General features: G+C 65.5%; 20 protein-coding genes. 8 read left to right on the forward strand and 12 right to left on the reverse strand.

Annotation, left to right across the window (positions count from 1 at the left end; genetic code table 11):
- Positions 1 to 49: 49 nt before the first annotated feature.
- From J0H39_12200 to J0H39_12210, 3 genes are read right to left on the reverse strand one after another with little or no spacing between them, the layout of a single operon-like run.
- On the reverse strand, positions 50 to 946 hold the full coding sequence (locus J0H39_12200) for an alpha/beta fold hydrolase (protein MBN9497509.1): 897 nt from the start codon (positions 944 to 946) through the stop codon (positions 50 to 52).
- Positions 943 to 1644 carry a rhomboid family intramembrane serine protease gene (locus J0H39_12205; GenBank protein MBN9497510.1) on the reverse strand — a complete coding sequence of 234 codons (702 nt, stop codon included), beginning with the start codon at positions 1642 to 1644 and terminating at the stop codon, positions 943 to 945. Before J0H39_12205 ends, J0H39_12200 begins: the two co-directional genes overlap by 4 nt.
- A 12-nt stretch (positions 1645 to 1656) precedes the next feature.
- Positions 1657 to 2514 carry an alpha/beta hydrolase gene (locus tag J0H39_12210; protein ID MBN9497511.1) on the reverse strand — a complete coding sequence of 286 codons (858 nt, stop codon included), beginning with the start codon at positions 2512 to 2514 and terminating at the stop codon, positions 1657 to 1659.
- 89 nt (positions 2515 to 2603) lie between these two features.
- Here J0H39_12210 and J0H39_12215 point away from each other — a divergent pair, with 89 nt between their 5' ends.
- The 7 genes from J0H39_12215 to J0H39_12245 all read left to right on the forward strand — a co-directional run bounded on the left by J0H39_12215 (position 2604) and on the right by J0H39_12245 (position 10511).
- The gene (locus J0H39_12215; protein MBN9497512.1) at positions 2604 to 3473 is read left to right on the forward strand and encodes a DMT family transporter; all 870 of its coding nucleotides are present in this window, start codon (positions 2604 to 2606) and stop codon (positions 3471 to 3473) included.
- Positions 3470 to 4348, forward strand: coding sequence for a DMT family transporter (locus tag J0H39_12220; GenBank protein MBN9497513.1), 879 nt, complete (start codon positions 3470 to 3472; stop codon positions 4346 to 4348). Before J0H39_12215 ends, J0H39_12220 begins: the two co-directional genes overlap by 4 nt.
- A gap of 45 nt (positions 4349 to 4393) precedes the next feature.
- Complete coding sequence (locus tag J0H39_12225) at positions 4394 to 6754, forward strand: penicillin acylase family protein (GenBank protein ID MBN9497514.1); 2361 nt, start codon at positions 4394 to 4396, stop codon at positions 6752 to 6754.
- A gap of 142 nt (positions 6755 to 6896) precedes the next feature.
- A complete protein-coding gene (locus J0H39_12230) occupies positions 6897 to 7958 on the forward strand; it encodes an OmpA family protein (GenBank protein MBN9497515.1) in 1062 nt (353 codons plus the stop codon).
- 62 nt (positions 7959 to 8020) lie between these two features.
- Positions 8021 to 8497: an RDD family protein gene (locus tag J0H39_12235; protein MBN9497516.1), complete on the forward strand. Its 477-nt coding sequence runs from the start codon at positions 8021 to 8023 to the stop codon at positions 8495 to 8497.
- Positions 8494 to 9249 (forward strand): arginyltransferase, encoded by a 756-nt coding sequence (locus tag J0H39_12240; protein ID MBN9497517.1) that lies wholly within the window; start codon positions 8494 to 8496, stop codon positions 9247 to 9249. The genes J0H39_12235 and J0H39_12240 overlap by 4 nt, the downstream gene beginning before the upstream one ends.
- 164 nt (positions 9250 to 9413) lie before the next feature.
- Positions 9414 to 10511, forward strand: a complete 1098-nt coding sequence (locus J0H39_12245) for a TRAP transporter substrate-binding protein (GenBank protein MBN9497518.1) — start codon at positions 9414 to 9416, stop codon at positions 10509 to 10511.
- A gap of 67 nt (positions 10512 to 10578) precedes the next feature.
- On the opposite strand, the gene crcB is transcribed toward J0H39_12245, so the two are convergent.
- Complete coding sequence (gene crcB, locus J0H39_12250; GenBank protein ID MBN9497519.1) at positions 10579 to 10953, reverse strand: fluoride efflux transporter CrcB; 375 nt, start codon at positions 10951 to 10953, stop codon at positions 10579 to 10581.
- Positions 10954 to 11195: 242 nt separating this feature from the next.
- Between crcB and J0H39_12255 the strand changes: the two genes are divergently transcribed.
- Positions 11196 to 12293: a TRAP transporter substrate-binding protein gene (locus J0H39_12255; protein ID MBN9497520.1), complete on the forward strand. Its 1098-nt coding sequence runs from the start codon at positions 11196 to 11198 to the stop codon at positions 12291 to 12293.
- A gap of 79 nt (positions 12294 to 12372) precedes the next feature.
- Here J0H39_12255 and J0H39_12260 read toward each other — a convergent pair whose 3' ends face one another.
- From J0H39_12260 to J0H39_12295, 8 genes are all read right to left on the reverse strand, one after another.
- On the reverse strand, positions 12373 to 13902 hold the full coding sequence (locus J0H39_12260) for a TRAP transporter large permease subunit (GenBank protein MBN9497521.1): 1530 nt from the start codon (positions 13900 to 13902) through the stop codon (positions 12373 to 12375).
- Positions 13902 to 14456 carry a TRAP transporter small permease subunit gene (locus J0H39_12265; GenBank protein MBN9497522.1) on the reverse strand — a complete coding sequence of 185 codons (555 nt, stop codon included), beginning with the start codon at positions 14454 to 14456 and terminating at the stop codon, positions 13902 to 13904. The genes J0H39_12260 and J0H39_12265 overlap by 1 nt, the downstream gene beginning before the upstream one ends.
- A 154-nt stretch (positions 14457 to 14610) precedes the next feature.
- Complete coding sequence (locus J0H39_12270) at positions 14611 to 15201, reverse strand: biotin transporter BioY (GenBank protein ID MBN9497523.1); 591 nt, start codon at positions 15199 to 15201, stop codon at positions 14611 to 14613.
- A 65-nt stretch (positions 15202 to 15266) separates the two neighbouring features.
- On the reverse strand, positions 15267 to 15896 hold the full coding sequence (locus J0H39_12275; GenBank protein MBN9497524.1) for a DUF882 domain-containing protein: 630 nt from the start codon (positions 15894 to 15896) through the stop codon (positions 15267 to 15269).
- Positions 15897 to 16039: 143 nt separating this feature from the next.
- Positions 16040 to 17716, reverse strand: a complete 1677-nt coding sequence (locus J0H39_12280; protein MBN9497525.1) for a L,D-transpeptidase family protein — start codon at positions 17714 to 17716, stop codon at positions 16040 to 16042.
- 117 nt (positions 17717 to 17833) lie between these two features.
- Positions 17834 to 18958, reverse strand: a complete 1125-nt coding sequence (locus J0H39_12285; GenBank protein ID MBN9497526.1) for a dienelactone hydrolase family protein — start codon at positions 18956 to 18958, stop codon at positions 17834 to 17836.
- A 228-nt stretch (positions 18959 to 19186) separates the two neighbouring features.
- Positions 19187 to 19372, reverse strand: a complete 186-nt coding sequence (locus J0H39_12290) for a hypothetical protein (GenBank protein MBN9497527.1) — start codon at positions 19370 to 19372, stop codon at positions 19187 to 19189.
- 53 nt (positions 19373 to 19425) lie between these two features.
- A complete protein-coding gene (locus J0H39_12295; GenBank protein ID MBN9497528.1) occupies positions 19426 to 20073 on the reverse strand; it encodes a CatB-related O-acetyltransferase in 648 nt (215 codons plus the stop codon).
- Positions 20074 to 20076: the final 3 nt, after the last annotated feature.

Consider the following 20076-nt stretch of genomic DNA (forward strand, 5'->3'; position numbering starts at 1 on the left):
GAGACCCCGGGTCGCGCCGGCGAAACCACCGGCTTGCCCGGGGTGACGATTATTCTTCGAAGAATTTCAGCGCCGCGCGGTCGTGCAGCGGCAGGCGGTGGCCGGCCTCGTGGAAGCCGACATGGCCGCCGCCGGATGCGAGCAGCGGCGTCACGCGCGGATTGCGTGACCAATCGCGATCCAAATAGGCGTCGGGCGGAATCCACGGATCGTCGAGCGCGTGGACGATCAGCGTGGGCACGGCGATCGCGTCGAGAAACCCGGCGGCCGAGCAGCGCGCGTAGTAATCCGCCGCGTTCTTGAAGCCGTTGCGCGGGGCGACGATCCGGTCGTCGAACTCCCAGATGCTGCGAATGCCCGACGGCGGTTCGTGCGCATCCGCCAGCATCTGGCGCAGCAGATGATCGTGGTAAACGCGATTGCGTCGCGACCCCATGCGCAAGCTCGTGCCCGCTAGATCGAGAGGTGCGGACACCGCGACGGCTTTGACGATCGTCCCCGCCCCCTCGCCCAAATGCTTCAGCAGCATATTGGCGCCCAGCGAATAGCCGACCGCGTGAATGCCGTGCGGCACGTCGAGAGATCGCAACGCCTGTGCGAGGTCTTCACTGCGCCCGGCGTGATACATCGCCTTCCCGCCGCCCCCCGCCCCGCGCAAGTTCAAGCGCAGCACGTTCGATCCGGCGGCGAGATGGGCGGCCGCGCTGACGCGCATATAGGTCGAGTTCGCGTTGCCGGTCAGGCCGTGGATCAACACGATCAGCGGCTTCGCGTCGCCGCCCGGCACGCGATTGAGTTCGCCGGTCAGCGTGTCGCCGTCGTCGAGCGGCAGCGTCACGGGTTCGGCGCGCGGCAGATCGGCGCGCGGGGGCGACATGAAATTCCGCAGCGTTTGCAGATCGGCGCCGAACCACGGGAAACGCGGCCGGAATTTCTCGACGTTCATCCCCACGGGCCCGTGCGGTTGCGGCCTTCGAACAACGCCACGCCCCGGCGCTTGAAGATCGGGATCAATGCCATTCCGGCGAGGAAGCCGCCGATATGCGCCCACCACGCCACGCCGCCTTCGTCCGGATCGGCGAGGAATGCGTTGGCGAATTGCACGACGATCCAGAAGCCGAGCACCGCCCAAGCCGGCAGCCAGGCAAAGCGGAAAAAGGCGAAGCTCCACACATGCGCGTGCGGGTGGAGCAGCAAATACGCGCCGAGCACACCGGACACGGCGCCCGACGCGCCGATCATCGGCGTGGTCGACGACGGATCGACCGCACCTTGCGCGAAAGCGGCGGCGAGACCGCACAGCGCGTAGAACACGAGGAAGCGAAACCGCCCCATCGAATCCTCGATGTTGTTTCCGAAGGTCCACAGGTAAAGCATGTTGCCCGCGACATGCATCAGCGAGCCGTGCAGGAACATGGCACTGAAGACCGTCGTCCAGGCGGGCGGTGGGGCCAACGCTTCGTCGATATAGGCCTCGCCGGTCAATACCGCCGGGATCATCCCGAAGCGCAGGATGAATTCCTCCGACGCCGCCGGGGCGAGCGTGGCCTGATGGACGAACACGGCGGCGTTGATCGCCACGAAGATCGCCGTCAGAACGGCGAAGCTGCGCGTCGGGTTGTCGTCCTTGAGCGGGACGAGGATCAAGGCGGCGCCTTAATTCGCGCCGGACAGGAACTCGACGATCGTGCCGATCTGATCCTGCGTCATCAACGCGGGCGCATGGCCGCAACCGGCGACTTCGACCGCGCGGCAATTCGGGCGCTTGACCATGCGCAGCAGCGTTTCGCGCAGCAGCAGGTCGGAGGTTTCGCCGCGCATCGCCAGCACCGGCACGCGCAACTGGTCCCAGAACGGCCACAGCACGACGTCGTCGGCCGTGCGGCCCGCGAAGGGTTTGCCGATCGCGGGGTCGTAGCGCAGGCGCAGATCGCCCTCGCCCGATTCCTCGGCCGCGTGGAAGGCGAGATGCATCCATTCCGCGTCGGTCAATTCGCCGAAGGGTTTGTGGACTTCGCGCAGATAGGCTTCGACTTCCTCGAAATCCTGGAAGCGCGGATCGCGCCCGCAATACTCGCCGATGCGCTGGAGCGCTTGGGCCGGCACGAAGGGCCCGATATCGTTGAGCACCAGCTTGCGGATGAAATGGCCGCGCTGCGCGGCAAGCAACATGCCGATCAAGCCGCCCATCGACGTGCCGACCCAGTCGAGCTTGGCGACGTCGAGCCGCGCATAAAGTGCGGCGACCGTCTGCGTATAGACCGGGTAGGAATAATCGTCGGCGCGGTGCAGCCAATCAGACGCGCCGCGCCCGGGCATATCCGGGCACACGACGCGCCAGCCGTCATGCGCCAGCGCGCGGGCCAGCGCGTCGAAATCGCGGCCGTTGCGCGTCAAGCCATGGACGCAGATCACGGTGCGGTCGGGCGCGCGTTCGGGGCCCCATTCCGTCCAAGCGAGACGGAAAAAGCCGCCGGGGCCGAGCACGGGCATTTTGTGGTCGCGCGGAGTCATGGGCGATTTGTACCGCGACGCCCCGCCTATGGACAACTCATGCCGCGCCGCCTACAACGCGGCGGCCCTCACAAACGCCCCAAAAAATCTTGTTTTCCGCGCTTTCGCAACGCACCCAGGGATACCTGTTCGCCATCGCCGCACCTTTGTGCTGGAGCGTGGGCGGCGTGGTCATGCGTTTGGTCGAGGCGGGCCCGTGGGACATCGTGTTCTGGCGTGCGCTGGCCCATGCGCTGATTTTCCCGCTGATGCTGCGCGCGATGACCGGAAATTGGGGATTGTCGGTCTTCCGGGACCATACGCGCCTCGTGTTGATTTCCGCCGCTTGCGTTTGCGTGACGCTGACCATGCATGTCATCGGCATGACATCGACGACCGTGGCCAACGCGCTGCTCTTGCAATCGACCTCGCCGATCATGGTCGCGTTCCTGGCGCTGTTCTTCCTGAAGGAGAAGGTGCCGGCGGCGAGCTGGGCCGCTATCGCCGTCGCGATGGGCGGTTTGGGTCTCGTCATGGGCGCGTCGATCGCGGAGGGCGCGTTGCTCGGCAAGCTCGCCGCGCTGTCTGTGGCGCTCGGTTCGGCGATCAACGTGACGCTGATCCGCGGCCAACGCGCGGTCGATCTGCGCCCCGGCACCACCCTCGCCGCGATCGCCGCGGTCGCGATGGCGTGGGCGATCGGCAATCCCTTCGCGGTGCCCGCACAATCGGCGATCGCGCTGTTCGTCCTCGGCTTCGTGCAGATGTCGGTGGGCCTCACCTTCTTCTACGCCGCCATCCGCCGCTTGCCGGTCGTGCAGGTCGTGCTGATCGCCCTGCTCGAACCCGTCCTGGGGCCGATCTGGACATGGATCGGTGTGGGCGAAACGCCGTCGCTGGGCACGATCATCGGCGGCGCGATTCTGCTGGCGGCGCTGGCCGGCAACGCGATCGTCACCGCGCGCGGCGGGGCGAAATGAGCGGGGCAAACACCTCCGCGCGCGGCATCGCGCTGATGCTCTGCGCCACGCTGTTCTGGAGCACGTCGGGGCTGTTCGTGCGCATGCTCGATGGGACGGGCGCGCCGTCGATGGTGTTCTGGCGCTCGATGGGCATGCTCGCGCTCGTCGGTATCTATCTCGTGTGGCGCTACGGGCGCGATGCGGCCGCGTCGATCAAGGCGCTGGGGATCGGCGGCGCCGCCGCCGCCTTCATGCTGTCGCTGCAATTCCTATTCTTCCTGATCGCGGTCGCCAATACCACGGTCGCGACGGCGCTGTTTTTGATGAGCACGTCGCCCTTCTGGGCAGCCATCGTCGCGCGCCTGTTCTTGGGCGAAAACATCGCCACGCGCACCTGGATCGCGATGGCGTTCTGCTCGACCGGTGTCGCGATCATGGTGTGGGATGCGCTGGAATTCGGCTCGATCATCGGGCCGCTGGCCGCTTTGGGCGTGTCGATTTCCTTCGCCTTCCAAATCCTGATGTTGCGCAAGTTGAAGGCCGGCATCGATCCCGCGCCCAGCGTGTTCCTGGCGGGCATCATGTCGGTCGCGACGATGCTGCCCTTCATCTTCGCCGACGCCACGTCGCTGCGCGACATCGCCATTCTGATGGCGATGGGGGCCGTGCAGCTCGGCTGCGGTTGCTTGCTGATGACCATCGCGTCGCGCGAAGTGCGCGCGGCCGATATCGGCCTGATCGCGATTCTGGAAATCGTGCTCGCCCCGCTATGGGTGTGGCTCGCCTTCGGCGAAACGCCCAGTGCCCGCGCGATGGTCGGTGCGGCGATCGTGCTGTCCTGCCTTGTCGCGAACGAAGCGCTGCCCCGCCTGATCGGCCGCAAAAAACCCTGATGCGGCTCGGGTTGCGCGGCACGCGCAATCCGATAAAACAGACTTATGCGAGCTTTGAAATGGATCGGTGCTAGCGTTCTGGCACTCGGGTTATTGACCGGAATCATCGGCGGCGCGGCGGTGCTTTATCTGCGCACCGGCCTTGCCGATACGCGCGGCGAGATCCGCATCGCCGGATTGGAAGGCGAGATCGAGATCGTCCGCGACGAATTCGGCGTGCCGCATGTCTGGGCGCGGAACGAACGCGATCTATGGCTCGCCCTCGGCTTTCTGCACGCCCAGGATCGCGGCGTGCAACTCGAACTCGTGCGCCTGCTCGGCCAAGGCCGCGTGGCGGAGATCGTCGGTCCCCGCGCGCTGCCGCTCGACCGGTTCTATCGCGCACTCGGCCTGTCGCGCGCCGCGCGCGACGCCTATATCGCCGCCACCCCCGAATTGCGCCAACGCGCCGATGCGTATGCGGCGGGTGTGAACGCGGCATTGGCCGCACGCGACGGTGCGCCGCCGCCCGAATTCCTCGCCACCGGTTATAAGCCCGAGCGTTGGGAATCCTGGCAGACGCTGCTGTGGGGCCAGTTGATGGCGCTGCAATTGACCGGCGATTGGCGCGACGAATTGTTCCGCCTGCGTCTGGGCGATCGCTACACCGCCGCGCTCGAAGCCGCGTTGTGGCCGCAATGGGGAACTGGCGACGCCGCGATCGTCGCGCACACCGATCCCGCGCTTGCGACATGGGCGAACGCGATCGCCAAGGCCTTGCCCCGCCCCATCGGTCCCGATCAAGCGTCGAACACCTGGATCGCCGGCGGTGCGAAGACCGCATCGGGCAAACCGATCTTGGCGAGCGATCCGCATCTGGGCTTGGGCGCGCCGGGCCAATGGTATCTCGCCCGGCTCGCGGTGACGGGCACGGATATCGTCTATGCCGGCGCCACCGCACCCGGCGCGCCCGCTTTGGTGCTGGGCCATAACGGGCGCATCGCCTGGGGCTTCACCACCACCAACGCCGACACGGCCGATCTGACGATCGAGCGCGTCGATCCGTCGAGCCCGGCGATGTATCTCACACCGGAAGGCCCGCGCGCGTTCGAGCTGCGCGAGGAAGTGTTCCAAGCGCGTGGCGCCGCGCCGGTCACGCTAACGCTGCGCCGCACGCGCAACGGCATCGTGATTTCCGATTTCGACGCGGCTGCCGCATCCGTCGCGCCCAACGGCGAGTTGCTGGCGCTGATGCTGCCGGTGATCGCGGCCCCCGACACGACCGCCGATGCGATCGTGCGCCTCAATCGCGCGAACAACGTCGCCGAAGCCTTCGACGCGACGCGCCAATGGCTCGCCCCCGTGCAGAACATGTCGGTCGCAGATCGCGACGGCGCCATCGGAATGCGCGTGGTCGGCGCGATCCCGCTGCGCAACGGCGGCGACTCCCCCTTGCCCAAGCGCGGCTGGACGGGCGCTTCGGGCTGGCAAGGCTTCGTGCCGTTCGAGCGGATGCCCGCGCGCGTCGATCCCGCCAATGCGCGTTTGTCGAACGGCAACGACCGCGTCGTCGGTCCCGAATGGCCGTTCTATCTGGGCCGCGGCTTCGATGCGCCGTTCCGCCAAAAGCGCATCGTCGAAATGCTCGATCTGCGGGAAGGTCAAACGCCCGCCTATCACGAGGCGATGCTGGCCGACGCCGTGTCGATCTTCGCGCGCGATGCGATCGCGGCGGCTTCGTGGCTGTCGCCGGTCGAGCCGCGCGCGCACGCGGCGATGGAACGCTTGCGTGGCTGGGACGCGTCGGTGCGCGCGGACAAACCCGAAGGCTTGATCTTCAACGTTTGGGTCCGCGAGATGACGCGGCGTTTGACGCAAAACGCGCTGGGCGATCTCGCGGCCGATTTCGGGCGCGAACGGCCGCGCATGGTGCTCGACGCGTTGAACCGCAACTCGCCCTATTGCGCCGGCGATTGTCCGAAGCTCGTGTCGGACTCCCTCGTCGCCGCGATCGAATGGATCGAAACGCGCCACGGCCGCACGCCCGACCGCTGGCGCTGGGGCGACGAACATATGGCGCCGTTCGACAATCCCGTCCTGTCGCGCCTGCCGCTGATCGGCTGGTTCCTGTCGGTCGATATCCCGACCGACGGCGATTACTTCACCGTCAATCGCGGGGCGAATTCGGCGCGCGATCCGGACCGGCCCTTCGCCCATATCCATGGTGCGGGCTATCGTGCGGTCTACGATCTTGCCGATCTGGATGCGTCGCTGTTCGTCGTCGCCCCCGGCCAGTCGGGCCATCCGTTGTCCGCGCATTGGGCCGATCTCGCCCCGATCTGGGCGAGCGGCCGGCATTTGCGTTTGGCGCGGAATCGGGCCGAGCTGGAGTCGGGTGCCGATATCCTGCGCCTGACCCCGCCCTGAAAAATCAATGCGTTGGCCGGTTTTTCACCCCGCGTTAACGATCCTGATTTAGTATTTAAGACGAATTTTACCGAGCCGGGCGCGGATTGAAGCGTGCGGTGCGGCGACGCATATTGAGCCTGCGTCACACCCAGGAACGACGATGGCGGACGACTCAAACCACCCAGTCATCATCATCAAGCGCGGCAAGAAGGGCCATGACGGCGCCCATGGCGGCGGCTGGAAGGTCGCCTATGCCGACTTCGTGACCGCGATGATGGCGTTCTTCCTGTTGATGTGGCTGCTCAACTCCACCGACCAGGAAAAGCGCCAAGGCATCGCGCAGTATTTCACCGCCTTCGATGCCGTGTCGCGCTCGACCTCGGGTGCCGGCGGCGTGTTGGGCGGCGTGACACTCGGCCCCGGCGATCTGCCGAAGATGACCGGCGGCATCGTGGTCGGCGTGCCGCTCGCCCCGACCGGCGAGGAAGCCGACACCGAAGGCCCCGAATTCGAGCAGACGCGCAATGCCGCCGCCGAAGACACGCCCAACCCGCAACCCAATGCGCGCGGCGCGTCGGGTATCGGGCCCGGCCCGTCGGGCCAGGCGACTGCGGGCAATCAAAGCCCCGGCATGGCCGCGGCGGGGCAGTTGTTCACCGGGTCGCGCCCGCAAGGCCAGCAGAACGAAGGCATGGGTGCGCTCAACGAGCAGATGCAGCGCGAAATGGCGCGGCGCGAGGAACAATCCTTCGCGCGCGCCGAAGCCGATATCCGCCAAGCGATCCAGGAAGTGCCGGAACTGAAGCCGCTGCAGCAGAACCTGATCGTCGATCGCACGCCCGAAGGTTTGCGCATCCAGCTGATCGATCAGGAACGCAACGCGATGTTCGCCTCGGGCTCCGCCACGCCGGCCGACGGCACGCGCCGCTTGCTGCAAACCGTCGCGCGCATCGTGCAGAACCTGCCCAACCCGATCGCCATCACCGGCCACACCGACAGCACGCCCTTCCCGCGTGGCGCCCAATACACGAACTGGGAATTGTCGGCCGACCGCGCCAACGCCGCGCGCCGCGCGCTGCTCGACGCAGGCATGCAGCAGGTGCGCATCGCGCGCGTGATCGGCCGGGCGGATACCGAGCCCTTCATCGCCGACAATCCGTCCGACCCGCGCAACCGGCGCATTTCGATCGTTCTGCTGCGCGACGTGCCGCTGACCAATTAAGCGCGCACGCTTCTTGCCCCTCGGCGGCGTGTCGCCTACGCTTGCCGGCAGGAAACGCAACCGTGAACGACAGCACCAATTTGATGGCCGCGACCATCCTGCCGCCCGACCCCGCCGAGATCGCGGGGCTGCGGCGGCGGCGTATCATTGCGCATCTGATCGATGCGGCGATCGTGATTCTGATCGGCGCGATTCTGGCGATTCCCGCGACGCTGCTGGGCGTGTTGAGCTTCGGCTTGCTGGCGGGGCCGATGGCGCTGCTGCTGGCGCTGGTGCCGCTGCTCTATCACGCGTTTCTCGTGTCGGGCGACAAACGCGGCACGTTCGGCCATCGCTTCGCCGATATCAAAGTCGAAACGCTCGACGGGCGCGCGGCGAATTTCATCCAAGCCGGCGCGCATTGGATTTTGTTCTACGTCACCGTCGCCTTCACCTGGGGCCTCGTGCTGGTGTGGAGCTTCTTCAACCCGCGCAAGCGCCTGCTGCACGACGTGCTGACGGGCCTCACCGTACGCCGCCGAAACGGGGGCGGCGCATGACCGTCTCGGGCAGTTCGTCCGCGCGTTTCTATTATTCGATGCCCTCGCCCTGCCCTTATCTCGAGGGCAAGATGGAGCGGCGCATTTTCGTCGATCTCACCGGCCCGCAAGCCGTGCTGTCCTACGATCTGTTGTCGGAGGCCGGGTTCCGCCGGTCCTTGGGCTTCGCCTATCGGCCGGCCTGCCCCGGCTGCAATGCGTGCGTCGCCGTGCGCATCCCGGTCGATCGCTTCGAAATGACGCGTCAATGGCGCCGCGTGCTCGCCGCGAACGCCGACCTCACGGCGCAGATCCGTCCGGCGATCGCCACGGCCGAGCAATACGCGCTGTTCTCGCGCTACCAAGTCGGCCGCCATCGCGACGGCGAAATGGCGCGGATGGATTTCGAGGATTACCGGACGATGATCGAGGTCGGCGCCGCGTCCTCGCATGTCATCGAATTCCGCGATCGGCACGGCAATTTGATGGCCGGGTGCCTGGTCGACCGGATGGCGAGCGGATTCTCGGCCGTCTACTCGTTCTACGAGCCCGAGACGCCCAAGCGCTCGCTGGGGTCGCATGTCGTGCTGTCGTTGATCGACACCGCGCGCGCCGACGGTCTTCCCCATGTCTATCTGGGCTATTGGATCGGCGAGAGCGATAAAATGGCCTACAAGGTGCGGTTTCAGCCGCTTGAGGCGCTGACCCGCGAAGGCTGGCGTGCGCTCGATACGCAAGGCCGGATCGTCCAAAAGCCGGCCGAACCCGTCTGAAAACGGGCGTTCCGACGTCCGGAATTACCCATCTTCGCTTGATATTCGGCGTATCCAAGGCCATAACGGGGTATCGGCCGTCGGCGAAAAGCGGCGGCCTACGCGATCGGAAAAACAACGCCGGCGCGGAAAACGAAACAGGGAACCCCAAGGAGACTCCTGCAATGCAGCGTCGTAAATTTTTGACCGGGGCCGGTGTCGGCCTCGCCGTAGCGCCGTTGGCCGCCCCCGCGATCGCGCAAGGCGTCGTTCGCTGGCGCATGGCGTCGAGCTTCCCGAAGTCGCTCGACACGATCTACGGTGCGGCGGAAATTCTCGCCAACCGCGTCAAGGAAAGCTCGGGCGGCCGGTTCGAAATCCGCGTTTTCGCGGCGGGCGAAATCGTTCCGGGCCTTCAGGTGCTCGACGCCGTTCAGGCCGGCACGGTCGAATGCGGTCACACCGCGAACTACTATTATATCGGCAAGGATCCGACCTTCGCGTTCGACACCGCTATTCCGTTCGGCCTCAACTCGCGCCAGCAGACCGCGTGGATGTACGCGGGCGGCGGTGCGGCCGCGGTGGCCGAGCTGTTCAAGAACTACAGCTGCGTCGCCTTCCCGACCGGCAACACGGGCGCCCAGATGGGCGGCTGGTTCCGCAAGGAAATCAAGACGCCGGACGACCTCAAGGGCGTCAAGATGCGTATCGGCGGTTTCGCCGGTCAGGTGATGACCAAGCTCGGCCTCGTACCCCAGCAGCTCGCCGCGGGCGATATCTACCCGGCGCTGGAAAAGGGCACGATCGACGCGGCCGAATGGGTCGGTCCGTATGACGACGAGAAGCTCGGCTTCAACAAGGTCGCCCGCTACTACTACTATCCGGGCTGGTGGGAAGGCGGGCCGCAGCTCTCCTCGCTCGTCAACGACAAGGCTTGGGAAAGCCTGTCGGCCGAGAACAAGTCGATCTTCCAAGCGGCCGCCTGGGAAGCGCACGTGGCCATGCAGGCGAAGTACGACGCCCAGAACCCGGCGGCGCTGCGCCGCTTGATCGCGGGCGGCACGCAGCTGCGCGCCTTCAGCCGCGACACGATGCTCGCCTGCTTGAAGGCGGCGAACGAGCTGTACGACGAAACGTCGGAAAAGAACCCGCTGTTCAAGAAGATCTACGAAGGCTGGCGCCGTTTCCGCACGGACCAGTTCCAGTGGTTCCGCGTGAACGAAGCGGCCTACGACCAGTTCGTCTATCAGAACCTGTCGTCGAACCAGCAGCGCCGCGGCTAATCCCCGCGCCTCTCGCTGAACGCTACGAAACCCGCCGGCGCGAGCCGGCGGGTTTTTCGTTGCCGGGTTAAAAGACCATCCGCGTGAGCCAAAGCCCGGCGAACAACGCCAGCACCGAGCCCGCGACCGAGATCCCGCCATAGAGCGCCGCGTTCGCGATATCGCCGCGCTCGATGAGCGTTGCGACGTCGAGCGAGAACGCGGAGAACGTCGTGAACCCGCCGAGGATTCCGGTCGTCAGAAACAGCCGCGCGTCTTGTCCGCCATCGCCCTTGAACGCGAAGTAACCGACGATCAGCCCCATCGTCAGCGATCCGGCCAGATTCACGAACATGGTGCCGTAGGGAAAATCCGCGCCGAACTGGCGCGCCGCCAGGACGTTGACGCCGTGGCGCAGCGCCCCGCCGATGCCCGCCCCCAAAAATACGATCAGATAACCCACGGCGCGCTCCTTTCGTTTGCGCGCAGCTTACACGTCGCGGCGCGCGCACCGCGACGGCGTGCATGGCAGACATCAGCGTTCTGCACACCAGCATACCCCATTTCTCTTGAGGATTGGTCCTGCCCAGCCCATAAGGAACCGATTGGCCTTGGTTTAAGTCTCGCCAATGGCCAACGTGTCCGGGCAGCAATTCCGGCGCGATCAATCGCTACGCAGGGAAACCCCAAGGAGAATGACGGTACATGCAACGTCGTAAGTTTTTGACCGGGGCCGGTGTCGGCCTCGCGGCCGCCCCGCTCGCGGCACCCGCGATCGCGCAAGGCGTGGTGCGCTGGCGTCTGGCGTCGAGCTTCCCGAAGTCGCTCGACACGATCTACGGTTCGGCCGAAATCATCGCCAACCGCGTGAAGGACATCACCGGCGGCAAGTTCGAAATCCGCGTCTTCGCGGCGGGCGAAATCGTCCCGGGTCTGCAAGTGCTCGACGCCGTCCAGGCCGGCACGATCGAAGCGGGCCACACGGTCAACTACTACTATGTCGGCAAGGATCCGACATTCGCGTTCGACGCGGCCGTGCCGTTCGGCCTCAACTCGCGCCAGCAGACCGCGTGGATGTATTCGGGCGGCGGCGCGGAAGCGATGGCGGAACTGTTCCGCCAGTACAACATGATCGCCTTCCCGGCCGGCAACACCGGCACGCAGATGGGCGGCTGGTTCCGCAAGGAAATCAAGACGACGGAAGACCTGAAGGGTCTGAAGTTCCGCATCGGCGGCTTCGCGGGCCAGGTGCTGACCAAGCTCGGCACCGTGCCCCAGCAGCTCGCCGGCGGCGACATCTATCCCGCGCTGGAAAAGGGCACGATCGACGCGGCCGAATGGGTCGGCCCCTATGACGACGAGAAGCTCGGCTTCAACAAGGTCGCCCGCTACTACTACTACCCGGGCTGGTGGGAAGGCGGGCCGCAGGTTTCCGCGATCGTCAACGACAAGGCGTGGGAAGGCCTGTCGTCGGAAAACAAGGCGGCGTTCCAGGCGGCTTCGTGGGAAGCGCATGTGGCCATGCAAGCCAAGTACGACGCCCAGAACCCGGCGGCTTTGCGCCGCTTGATCGCGGGCGGCACGCAATTGCGCCGCTTCACGAACGAGACGATGCTCGCCTGCTTGAAGGCGTCCAACGAGCTCTACGACGAAACGGCCGACAAGAACCCGCTGTTCAAGAAGATCTACGAAAGCTGGCGCCGTTTCCGCACGGACCAGTTCCAGTGGTTCCGCATCAACGAGGCCGCGTACGACACGTTCGTCAACGCGAACCTCGCCTCGACGCAACAGCGCCGCGGCTAAGCCTCGAGGCTTCGGCCCAAAACGAAACCCGCCGGTGCTTTCGCGCCGGCGGGTTTTTCTTTGGCCGCGAAGGAAACGGTTACTTCGCTTCTTCTTCGGGCTCGGGCTCCATGTCGATCTCCGGCGTCTCGTCCTGCGCCGGGTCGGCGGGATTGTTCGCCGCCGGATCCGAATTGGGCCCGCCCTCCTCGACCGTCGGCGGCGGAATTTCGATCGAATCGATGTCGCCGTCGAACGGCGCATCGAGCGACCAGGTCACCATCTCCGGGATCGCGATGACGAGACCGACCATGATGATCTGGATGCAGACGAACGGAACCGCGCCCCAATAGATCTGCATCGTCGTGATCGGCTGCATCAGCTTCTTGGTGACGACGTCGATATACTCCTTCGCCGGCGCCACGCTGCGTAAGTAGAACAGCGCGAAGCCGAACGGCGGATGCATGAAGCTGGTCTGCATGTTCACGCCGAGCAGCACGCCGAACCAGATCAGGTTGATGCCTAGCTTTTCCGCGACCGGCCCGAGCAGCGGCACGACGATGAACGCCAACTCGAAGAAGTCGAGGAAGAAGGCGAGCAGGAAGACCATGATGTTGACGACGATCAGGAAGCCGAGTTGGCCGCCGGGCAGCGACAGCAGCAGATGCTCGACCCACAAATCGCCGTTGACCGCCCGGAAGACGAGGCCGAACACGGTCGATCCGATCAGGATGAACACCACGAAGCACGAAAGCTTGGCGGTCGTGTCCATCGCCTGACGCATCAAGCCCCAGGACAGCTGGCGTTTCATCAGCGCCAGAACCAGCGCGCCGACGGCGCCCATCGCGCCGCCTTCGGTCGGCGTGGCGATGCCCAGGAAGATCGTGCCGAGCACCAGGAAGATCAGCACCAGCGGCGGCACCAAGCTGACGATGCAGCGCACGACCAGCTTCCAGCCGTGCAGCGTACGCGCTTCCAGCGGCAGGGCGGGTGCGGCTTCCGGACGGAAGATCGTCAACAGCGCCACATAGCCCGCATACATCGCCGCGAGGACGATACCCGGGATGAACGCGCCCGCATACATGTCGCCCACCGAGCGGCCGAGCTGGTCGGCCATGATGATGAGAACGAGCGAGGGCGGAATGATCTGCGCGAGCGTGCCCGACGCGGCGATGACGCCCGATGCCAGCCGGCGGTCGTAGCCGTAGCGCAGCATGATCGGCAGCGAGATCAGGCCCATCGCGATCACCGACGCGGCGACCACGCCGGTCGTGGCGGCGAGCAGCGCGCCAACGAAAATAACCGCATAGGCGAGACCGCCGCGCATCGGCCCGAACAACTGCCCGATCGTGTCGAGCAAATCCTCGGCCATGCCCGATCGTTCCAGGATCAAGCCCATGAACGTGAAGAACGGAATCGCCAGCAGCGTGTCGTTGCGCATGATGCCGAACACGCGTTCAGGCAATGCTTGAAGCAAGATCGGCTGCAGCAACCCGAGTTCGATGCCCACAAGGCCGAAGACGAGACCGTTGGCGGCGAGCGCGAAGGCGACCGGATAGCCGAGCAACAGGAAGAACACGAGCGCCGCGAACATCAACGGCGCCATGTTTTCGATCAGAAACGCGACCATCAGGCTTGTCCCTCTTGACCGTGCGCGGATTTACGGTCGGCCGGATCGGGACCGTGCCCGGTCAAGAAGGCGACACGTTTGATGAGTTCGGAGATCGCCTGGATCGTCAGCAGAAAGAATCCGATCGGCACCAGAAAGCGCGCGGGCCAGCGGATCAAGCCGCCTGCGTCGGAGGATTGCTCGCCCGACATCAGGCTCATCGTCGCCGGATGCCAGGACAGGATCAGGATGATCAGCGAGAACGGCAGCAGGAAGGTCAGCGTGCAGAAGATATCGATCCACACTTGCGTGCGTCGCGACAGGTTCGAAGCCAGCACGTCGATGCGGATATGCTCGTTGTTCAGCAGCGTGTAGCCCGACGCGAGCAGGAACACCGCCGAGAACAGATACCATTGCAATTCGAGCCACGCGTTCGAGCTTGTGTGGAGCGCGTAACGCACTGTGGCGTTGACAGAACTGACGAGAACCGCCAGGAGAACAAGCCAATACACCGCCCGCCCGATCGTGAGATTCAGCCAATCGATCGCGCGGCTCAACGCCAACAAACCCGCCATAGCGGTTAACCTCCTAAACGCGCCTCCCTATCGTCCCGGGCCCTCTGCGGAGCCTCAAAGACAACGGTAATGCGGTCTATAGATAGACCTTCGTATTAATTCAAGCGCGCAATGCCCGGGTTTCACGGGCACTGCGCGGAATTTGGGTTACGCTTCAGGCCTTCTTCGCGAGTTGACGGTTCGCCGCCAGAAGCACCGCGACGCCCAAGGCGCCCTTCACGACGATTCCCGCCGCGAAAGGCATCAAGCCCAGCGCGATCGCCTTGTCGAAACCCACGAACGTCGCGAGCCACAAGATGCCCGGCACGAACAGGATGAGACTGCCCAGCGCCATGGCGCCGGCGAGCGAGGGAAGGCTCGAACCCCAGCCGCGCTCGGCCAGCCAGCCGCACAACCCGGCCGACAAAACGAAGCCGACAAGATAGCCGCCGGTCGTGCCCATCATATAGGCAAGGCCGATACCCTTCTCCGGCGTGCCCGCGAACACGGGGAAACCCATCGCACCCTGCGCCAGATAGAACAGCACCGTCGCCATGCCCAAGCGCGCGCCATAGGCGAAGCCGATCACCAGCACGACGAAGGACTGCATCGTCATCGGCACAGGCCACATCGGCACCTGCGCTTTGGCCGACGCCCAAAGCAGCGCCGAGCCGAGCGCCACGAGGGCGGCCTTGCGCAGGAAATCGCGCTCGCGCGCGGGCCAGATCAGATCGACGAGCGGAGCGGTGGTCGCTTCGAGACGCATGGAATGATTCTCCGGTGTGGAACTTCGGGGAATGGCTTAGCGCGGCGTTATTCCGGGTGCAAGGATCAGCCCCAGACGCGCACCGGGCCGGTATCGATATGGATGAAATCGGAGCGCGGATACTGCCCCACCCCGCCCGCCTGCAGCTGGACCGCGACCTGGCGCAGCGCGCGGGTCGAGCGGCTGGCGAGGTCGATATCGACCGCGCGCGCATGCAGATGGAAGGAATTGCGGGCGACGCCGCCATGCTTGCGCGCGGCCGCGTTGGTTTTCGGCGAACGATAGGCGGAGATCACGCGCCACGGCTCCGACACATCCAGGCGCTGCTGCATCTCCCACATGATGTCATAGAGCTTGGGGTCCATATGCGCGACGACGCCCGCGCGATGGTCGCGCAGCACCCGATCCAGGCGCTGCAACGCCTCGGGCACGTAATTGCCGTCGCGCCAATAGACGGCGTCGAAACGCTCGCCCGTATTGACCACCTGAAGGCTCAGCGACCGCTGCCCGGCCGGACGCATCGGCACGGGGCCGGAGGGCGGCCCCAGATTGCGCGCGGGTTTGGGCTTGGCGGCGGTCTTCTTCTTGTTGGTGGCGGCTTCGGCGAGGCCGGGAACGGCACTGACCAGACCGGCCGCCAAACCGCCGATCAACAGGCGGCGGCGAAACGAATTATCGGGTTGGTCGAAATCCACAGGCCCAGCGTCCCCGTACGACAAGATATGCGCAGAATGCACATCTGACTTTACCGAGGCAAGCTCGAAGAAATATGTTGAAACAGCGCGACAAGTCGCTGTTGTAAAACGATTTTATTTGGTTCTGGAATACGCTGTAACGATTACGGCGCCAGGGTCGGCGGGGGAATCGCGCCCTCGCGCGGCAGCGCCAGCGAGGCGACCGGGCGTTTCTCCACGCCCGCGATGAACAGCGCGTCCAGTCCGTAAACGTCGTCGCGCCAGTTCAGCACGCCGTCCTTTACGAAGGCGGTCTTGTAGACCAAATGGACGGGGATCGCCCCGCCCCGCACCGGCACGCTGCGGGTGACTTCTTCGGTATCGGCGGCGTCGATCGCGGCGCGGTCCCAACCCGGCGTGCGGCTCAACACCCATTCGACCAGATCGATCGGCCGTTCCAGGCGCACGCAACCCGACGACAACGCGCGGTCGGCGCGGCCGAAATAATGCCGGTCGGGCGTGTCGTGCAGATAGACGTCGTAGGTGTTGGGCATGGTGAAACGCACCTGCCCCAGCGCGTTCTTGGGTCCCGGATCCTGGCGCATCCAATAACCCATCGCGCGCGGCGTCACTTTGCGCCAATCGACTTTGCGCGGATCGACTTCCTCGCGGTTGTCGCCCCAGCCGCGATAGACGCGGAAGCCCTGATCGATCAGCGCCTGCGGATTGGCGCGCAAGCGCGGCAGCATATCTTCGCGCACCAGCTTCAGCGGCACGGTCCAGGTCGGATTGAAGATGATATCGGTGATGCGGGTGGAGAAGATCGGCGTCGCGCGCTTCTCGCGGCCCACGACAACGCCCATCTCGAGCTTGATCTCACCGTTCTCGACCGCGCGCAAATCGAAGCCGGGCACGTTGACTTCGACGTAAGCGCCCTTCGCTGGGCGCGGCGCCGTCGCGCGCAGGCGATCGAGATTGGCGGCAAGCTGCGCGATACGCTGATCGACGGTTTTGTTGAGCGCGGCGAAAGTGCGCGGACCGACGCGCCCGTCGGCGGCGAGACCGTGGCGGCGCTGGAAGGCGACGACCGCGTCGACGAGTTCGAAGCCGTAATATTCGAGCTCGAATTGATCGTCGGGCTCGGGCGCGATCCCTTCGGTCACCGCCAGACGCTTGCGCAAGGCGGGAACGCGCGTATCGACGGCACCCGGCTCCAGCGTGCCGCCGCGCGGGTCGACATTGCGCCAGCCGCCCTTCGCTTTCAGCGCACGCAGATCGGCGAGCGCTTGCAGCAACGCCGCATATTCCGCGTCCTGCGGCGACAAGGCGGCGAACACCGCTTCGGGCGCATCGTTGCGCGCGAGTTCGCGCAACACCGAAGCCGCGTCGATCGCGCGGGGTGCAATGCGCACATCGGCGGGCAACGCGACCGAAGCGACGCGCCCGCCCGCGAGGTCGCCCGCGAAGCGCGCGGCCGACCGGCTGAGCGTGAGTTCGAATTCGGCGAGGCCTTGCGGATCGTTCGTCCGGCGCAAGCGTTCGAGATCGGCGACTTTATAGTCCGCCGCGATCAGCCCGTAATCGCCCGCCCGCCCCAGCATTTCGGTCAAGCGCAACGCGCGCGACGTGGGGCCTTCGGGGCCGAACCATAGCGGCTCGAAATTGCGGGTCTCGTAGAGGCCTTGCAGCGCGTCGCCCGACGGTTCGGCCGGCAGCGAAATACGCGTCAGCCCATCGCGCAAATAGGGCCGCAGATCGGCGGTTGCCGCCTGAGCGGCAACGGGGGCGGCGGCCGGTGCGACGGCTAGCGCTGCGGCCAGGAATACGAGGGGTGCGAACATTTCACCGTGCAGATTAGCACGGGCGGCGCATGTCGAATCAGGATGGCGCCGAACTGTGGCGCGCGCGACACGATTTATTTCGGATTATTGCCCCCGGCGGACCGGGCGACGCGGAACTTACATGCCCGCGAGCAGGTCGCCCGTCGCCACGGCTTCCGTGCCGCGCAAGTAACGGTCGAAGAACGCGACCGAGCGCGCGATCGACTCGCGGCTGGCGTCGCCGCGGAAGAAATGGCCCTGGTTCTGGAACAGCGCGAATTCGTGCGGCACCGACAGGCGCTTCAGCACTTCGCGGGTCATATGCGCGCGGGCGACCGGCACGGTGCGGTCCTGGCGGCCATGGACGATCAGCGTGGGCGCCAGACGCGTGGTGTGCGGCGTGACGTTGCCCGGCATGCCGCCGCCCATATTGACCACGGCGGCGATACGCGGATCGCGGCTCGACAAGCCCATCGCCTGGAACCCGCCCAGCGAGAAGCCGAACACGCCCATACGCTTGGCGTCGATCGCGCGGTCGCGCGACATCTGATCCAGTGCGGTGCGCACGATATCGTGCTGCTGTTCGAATTCGGAAATCAGCGCCTTGCCGCGCGGGCGGTTGCGGTTCCGCTCGCCCAAATAATGCGGCAGGTAGACCACGTAACCCTGGCTCGCGAACATTTCGGCCGCACCGCGATAGAACGAGCCGTCGCCGATGCCCGACGCCCCGTGCAGCAGCAGCACGGCCGGACGCGGCCCGTCCATCTCCGGACGGTAGATCTCCAGGCGCACCTGGCGGTTCGCGGCGCGATAGCGCGTGTCGCTGCGCTTCACCACCGCTTGCAGCGTGCGCAGATCCGCACCCTCGCCGAAGCTTTGGCTGGCGCGCGGGCCCGACATCCACTCCGGTGCGGCCTGGCGGCCTTCGTCGCGGAAATCGCCAAGCGTCGCCTTGTTGAAGGCTTCGTCGGATTCAGGACCAGTCGCGCCGGCGATGGCGCGGCCGAGCGTGACGGCGCCGGCCGGACGGCGCGGTTCTTCCTTCGCCGCTTCGGGCGCCAGGAACGTGACGGGCAGGCTGGGATCGAGGAGATAGGCCGGATCGAGAGCGGCGTTCGGCGTGGCGGCTTCCGGATCGCGTTCGGCGCCGGCGGGCGAAGCCTCGCGCGCGGCGGCGATCTGCGTCGGGGCCGGGATCGCGGGGGCCGCGTTATCGGTCGCGACCTGCGATGCCACCGCCAAAGCGACGATCAATTCGATCATTACGATGCCGCCCCTGTTTGTTGCGGTTTATTGCAAGTGCGGTGGGGATAACACAGGGTTTGGCCAGATGGGAGTCAGAAATTCGGTAAAATCGTTAAATTAACCAATGGGTTGGTTTTTCCCTTTAGAATCAAAGAGGGCGGAAGCAACGGCCCCCGCCCTCTCTGCTTGGTTTCGCGCCAGAAAGACCGGCTGGCGGTTTTTTCGGCGAAGTGAGGACTCGCGGTATCAGTGCGATTCCTGGGCGTCGAAATGGCGCTTGATTAGCCAGAACTCGAACAAGACGATCAGCGCGAACACGACCAGCGCCACCGGATACATCTCGCTGCCATGGCTGGCCGAGGCGAAAAACAGCGCCACGATCCCCACCAGCGCGGCGATGATCCCAATAATCCACGACTGCAAACCGGACATCGACGACTCCCCTTTTCGATTGGTCGGCGCGGCGAAAAATAGCCGCCCTGCGGTCAGCACGCCAGCAGGTCGTCGGCCTTCCCGGCCAATAGCGACGGAATGGCACGGGTGATCCGGTCGATCGGCCAATCCCACCAGGCCAGCGCCAGCAGCCTTTCGACCGTCGCCTCGTCGAAGCGGCGCTTGGCCACGCGCGCGGGATTGCCCACGACCACCGAATAGGGCGGCACGTCCTTGGCGACGACGGCGCGTGCCCCCACGATCGCCCCCGTCCCGACTTTGACGCCGGGCAGGATCATCGCCTCGTAGCCGATCCACACATCGTGCTCGAGCACGATGTCGCGCTTTGACGGCACGGGCATCTGTTCGACGGACATCGCGTCCGCCCAGCCATTGCCGAATACGGGGAACGGAAAGGTCGATGGGCCGACGCTTGGGTGGTTGGCGTCGGCCATCACGAAGGTGGCGCCATGCGCGATCGCGCAGAACTTGCCGATGACGAGCTCGGCGCCGCAGATGCCGAAATTGTAGCGGACGTTGCGGTCGAAGAAGCGCGTGGGATCGTCGAAATCGGAATAGTAGGAATACGCGCCCACCCGCACATTCGGCGTCGGCTTCGATTCCAAAAGCGGCTTCAGAAACGCCGTGTGCTTGGCGTTCTTGCCGAAGGGAAAGACCAGAGCCGGATCCGGACCGTTCATAAG

Source organism: Alphaproteobacteria bacterium, assembly GCA_017308135.1.
In the GTDB taxonomy this organism is placed as follows: Bacteria; Pseudomonadota; Alphaproteobacteria; order CACIAM-22H2; family CACIAM-22H2; genus Tagaea.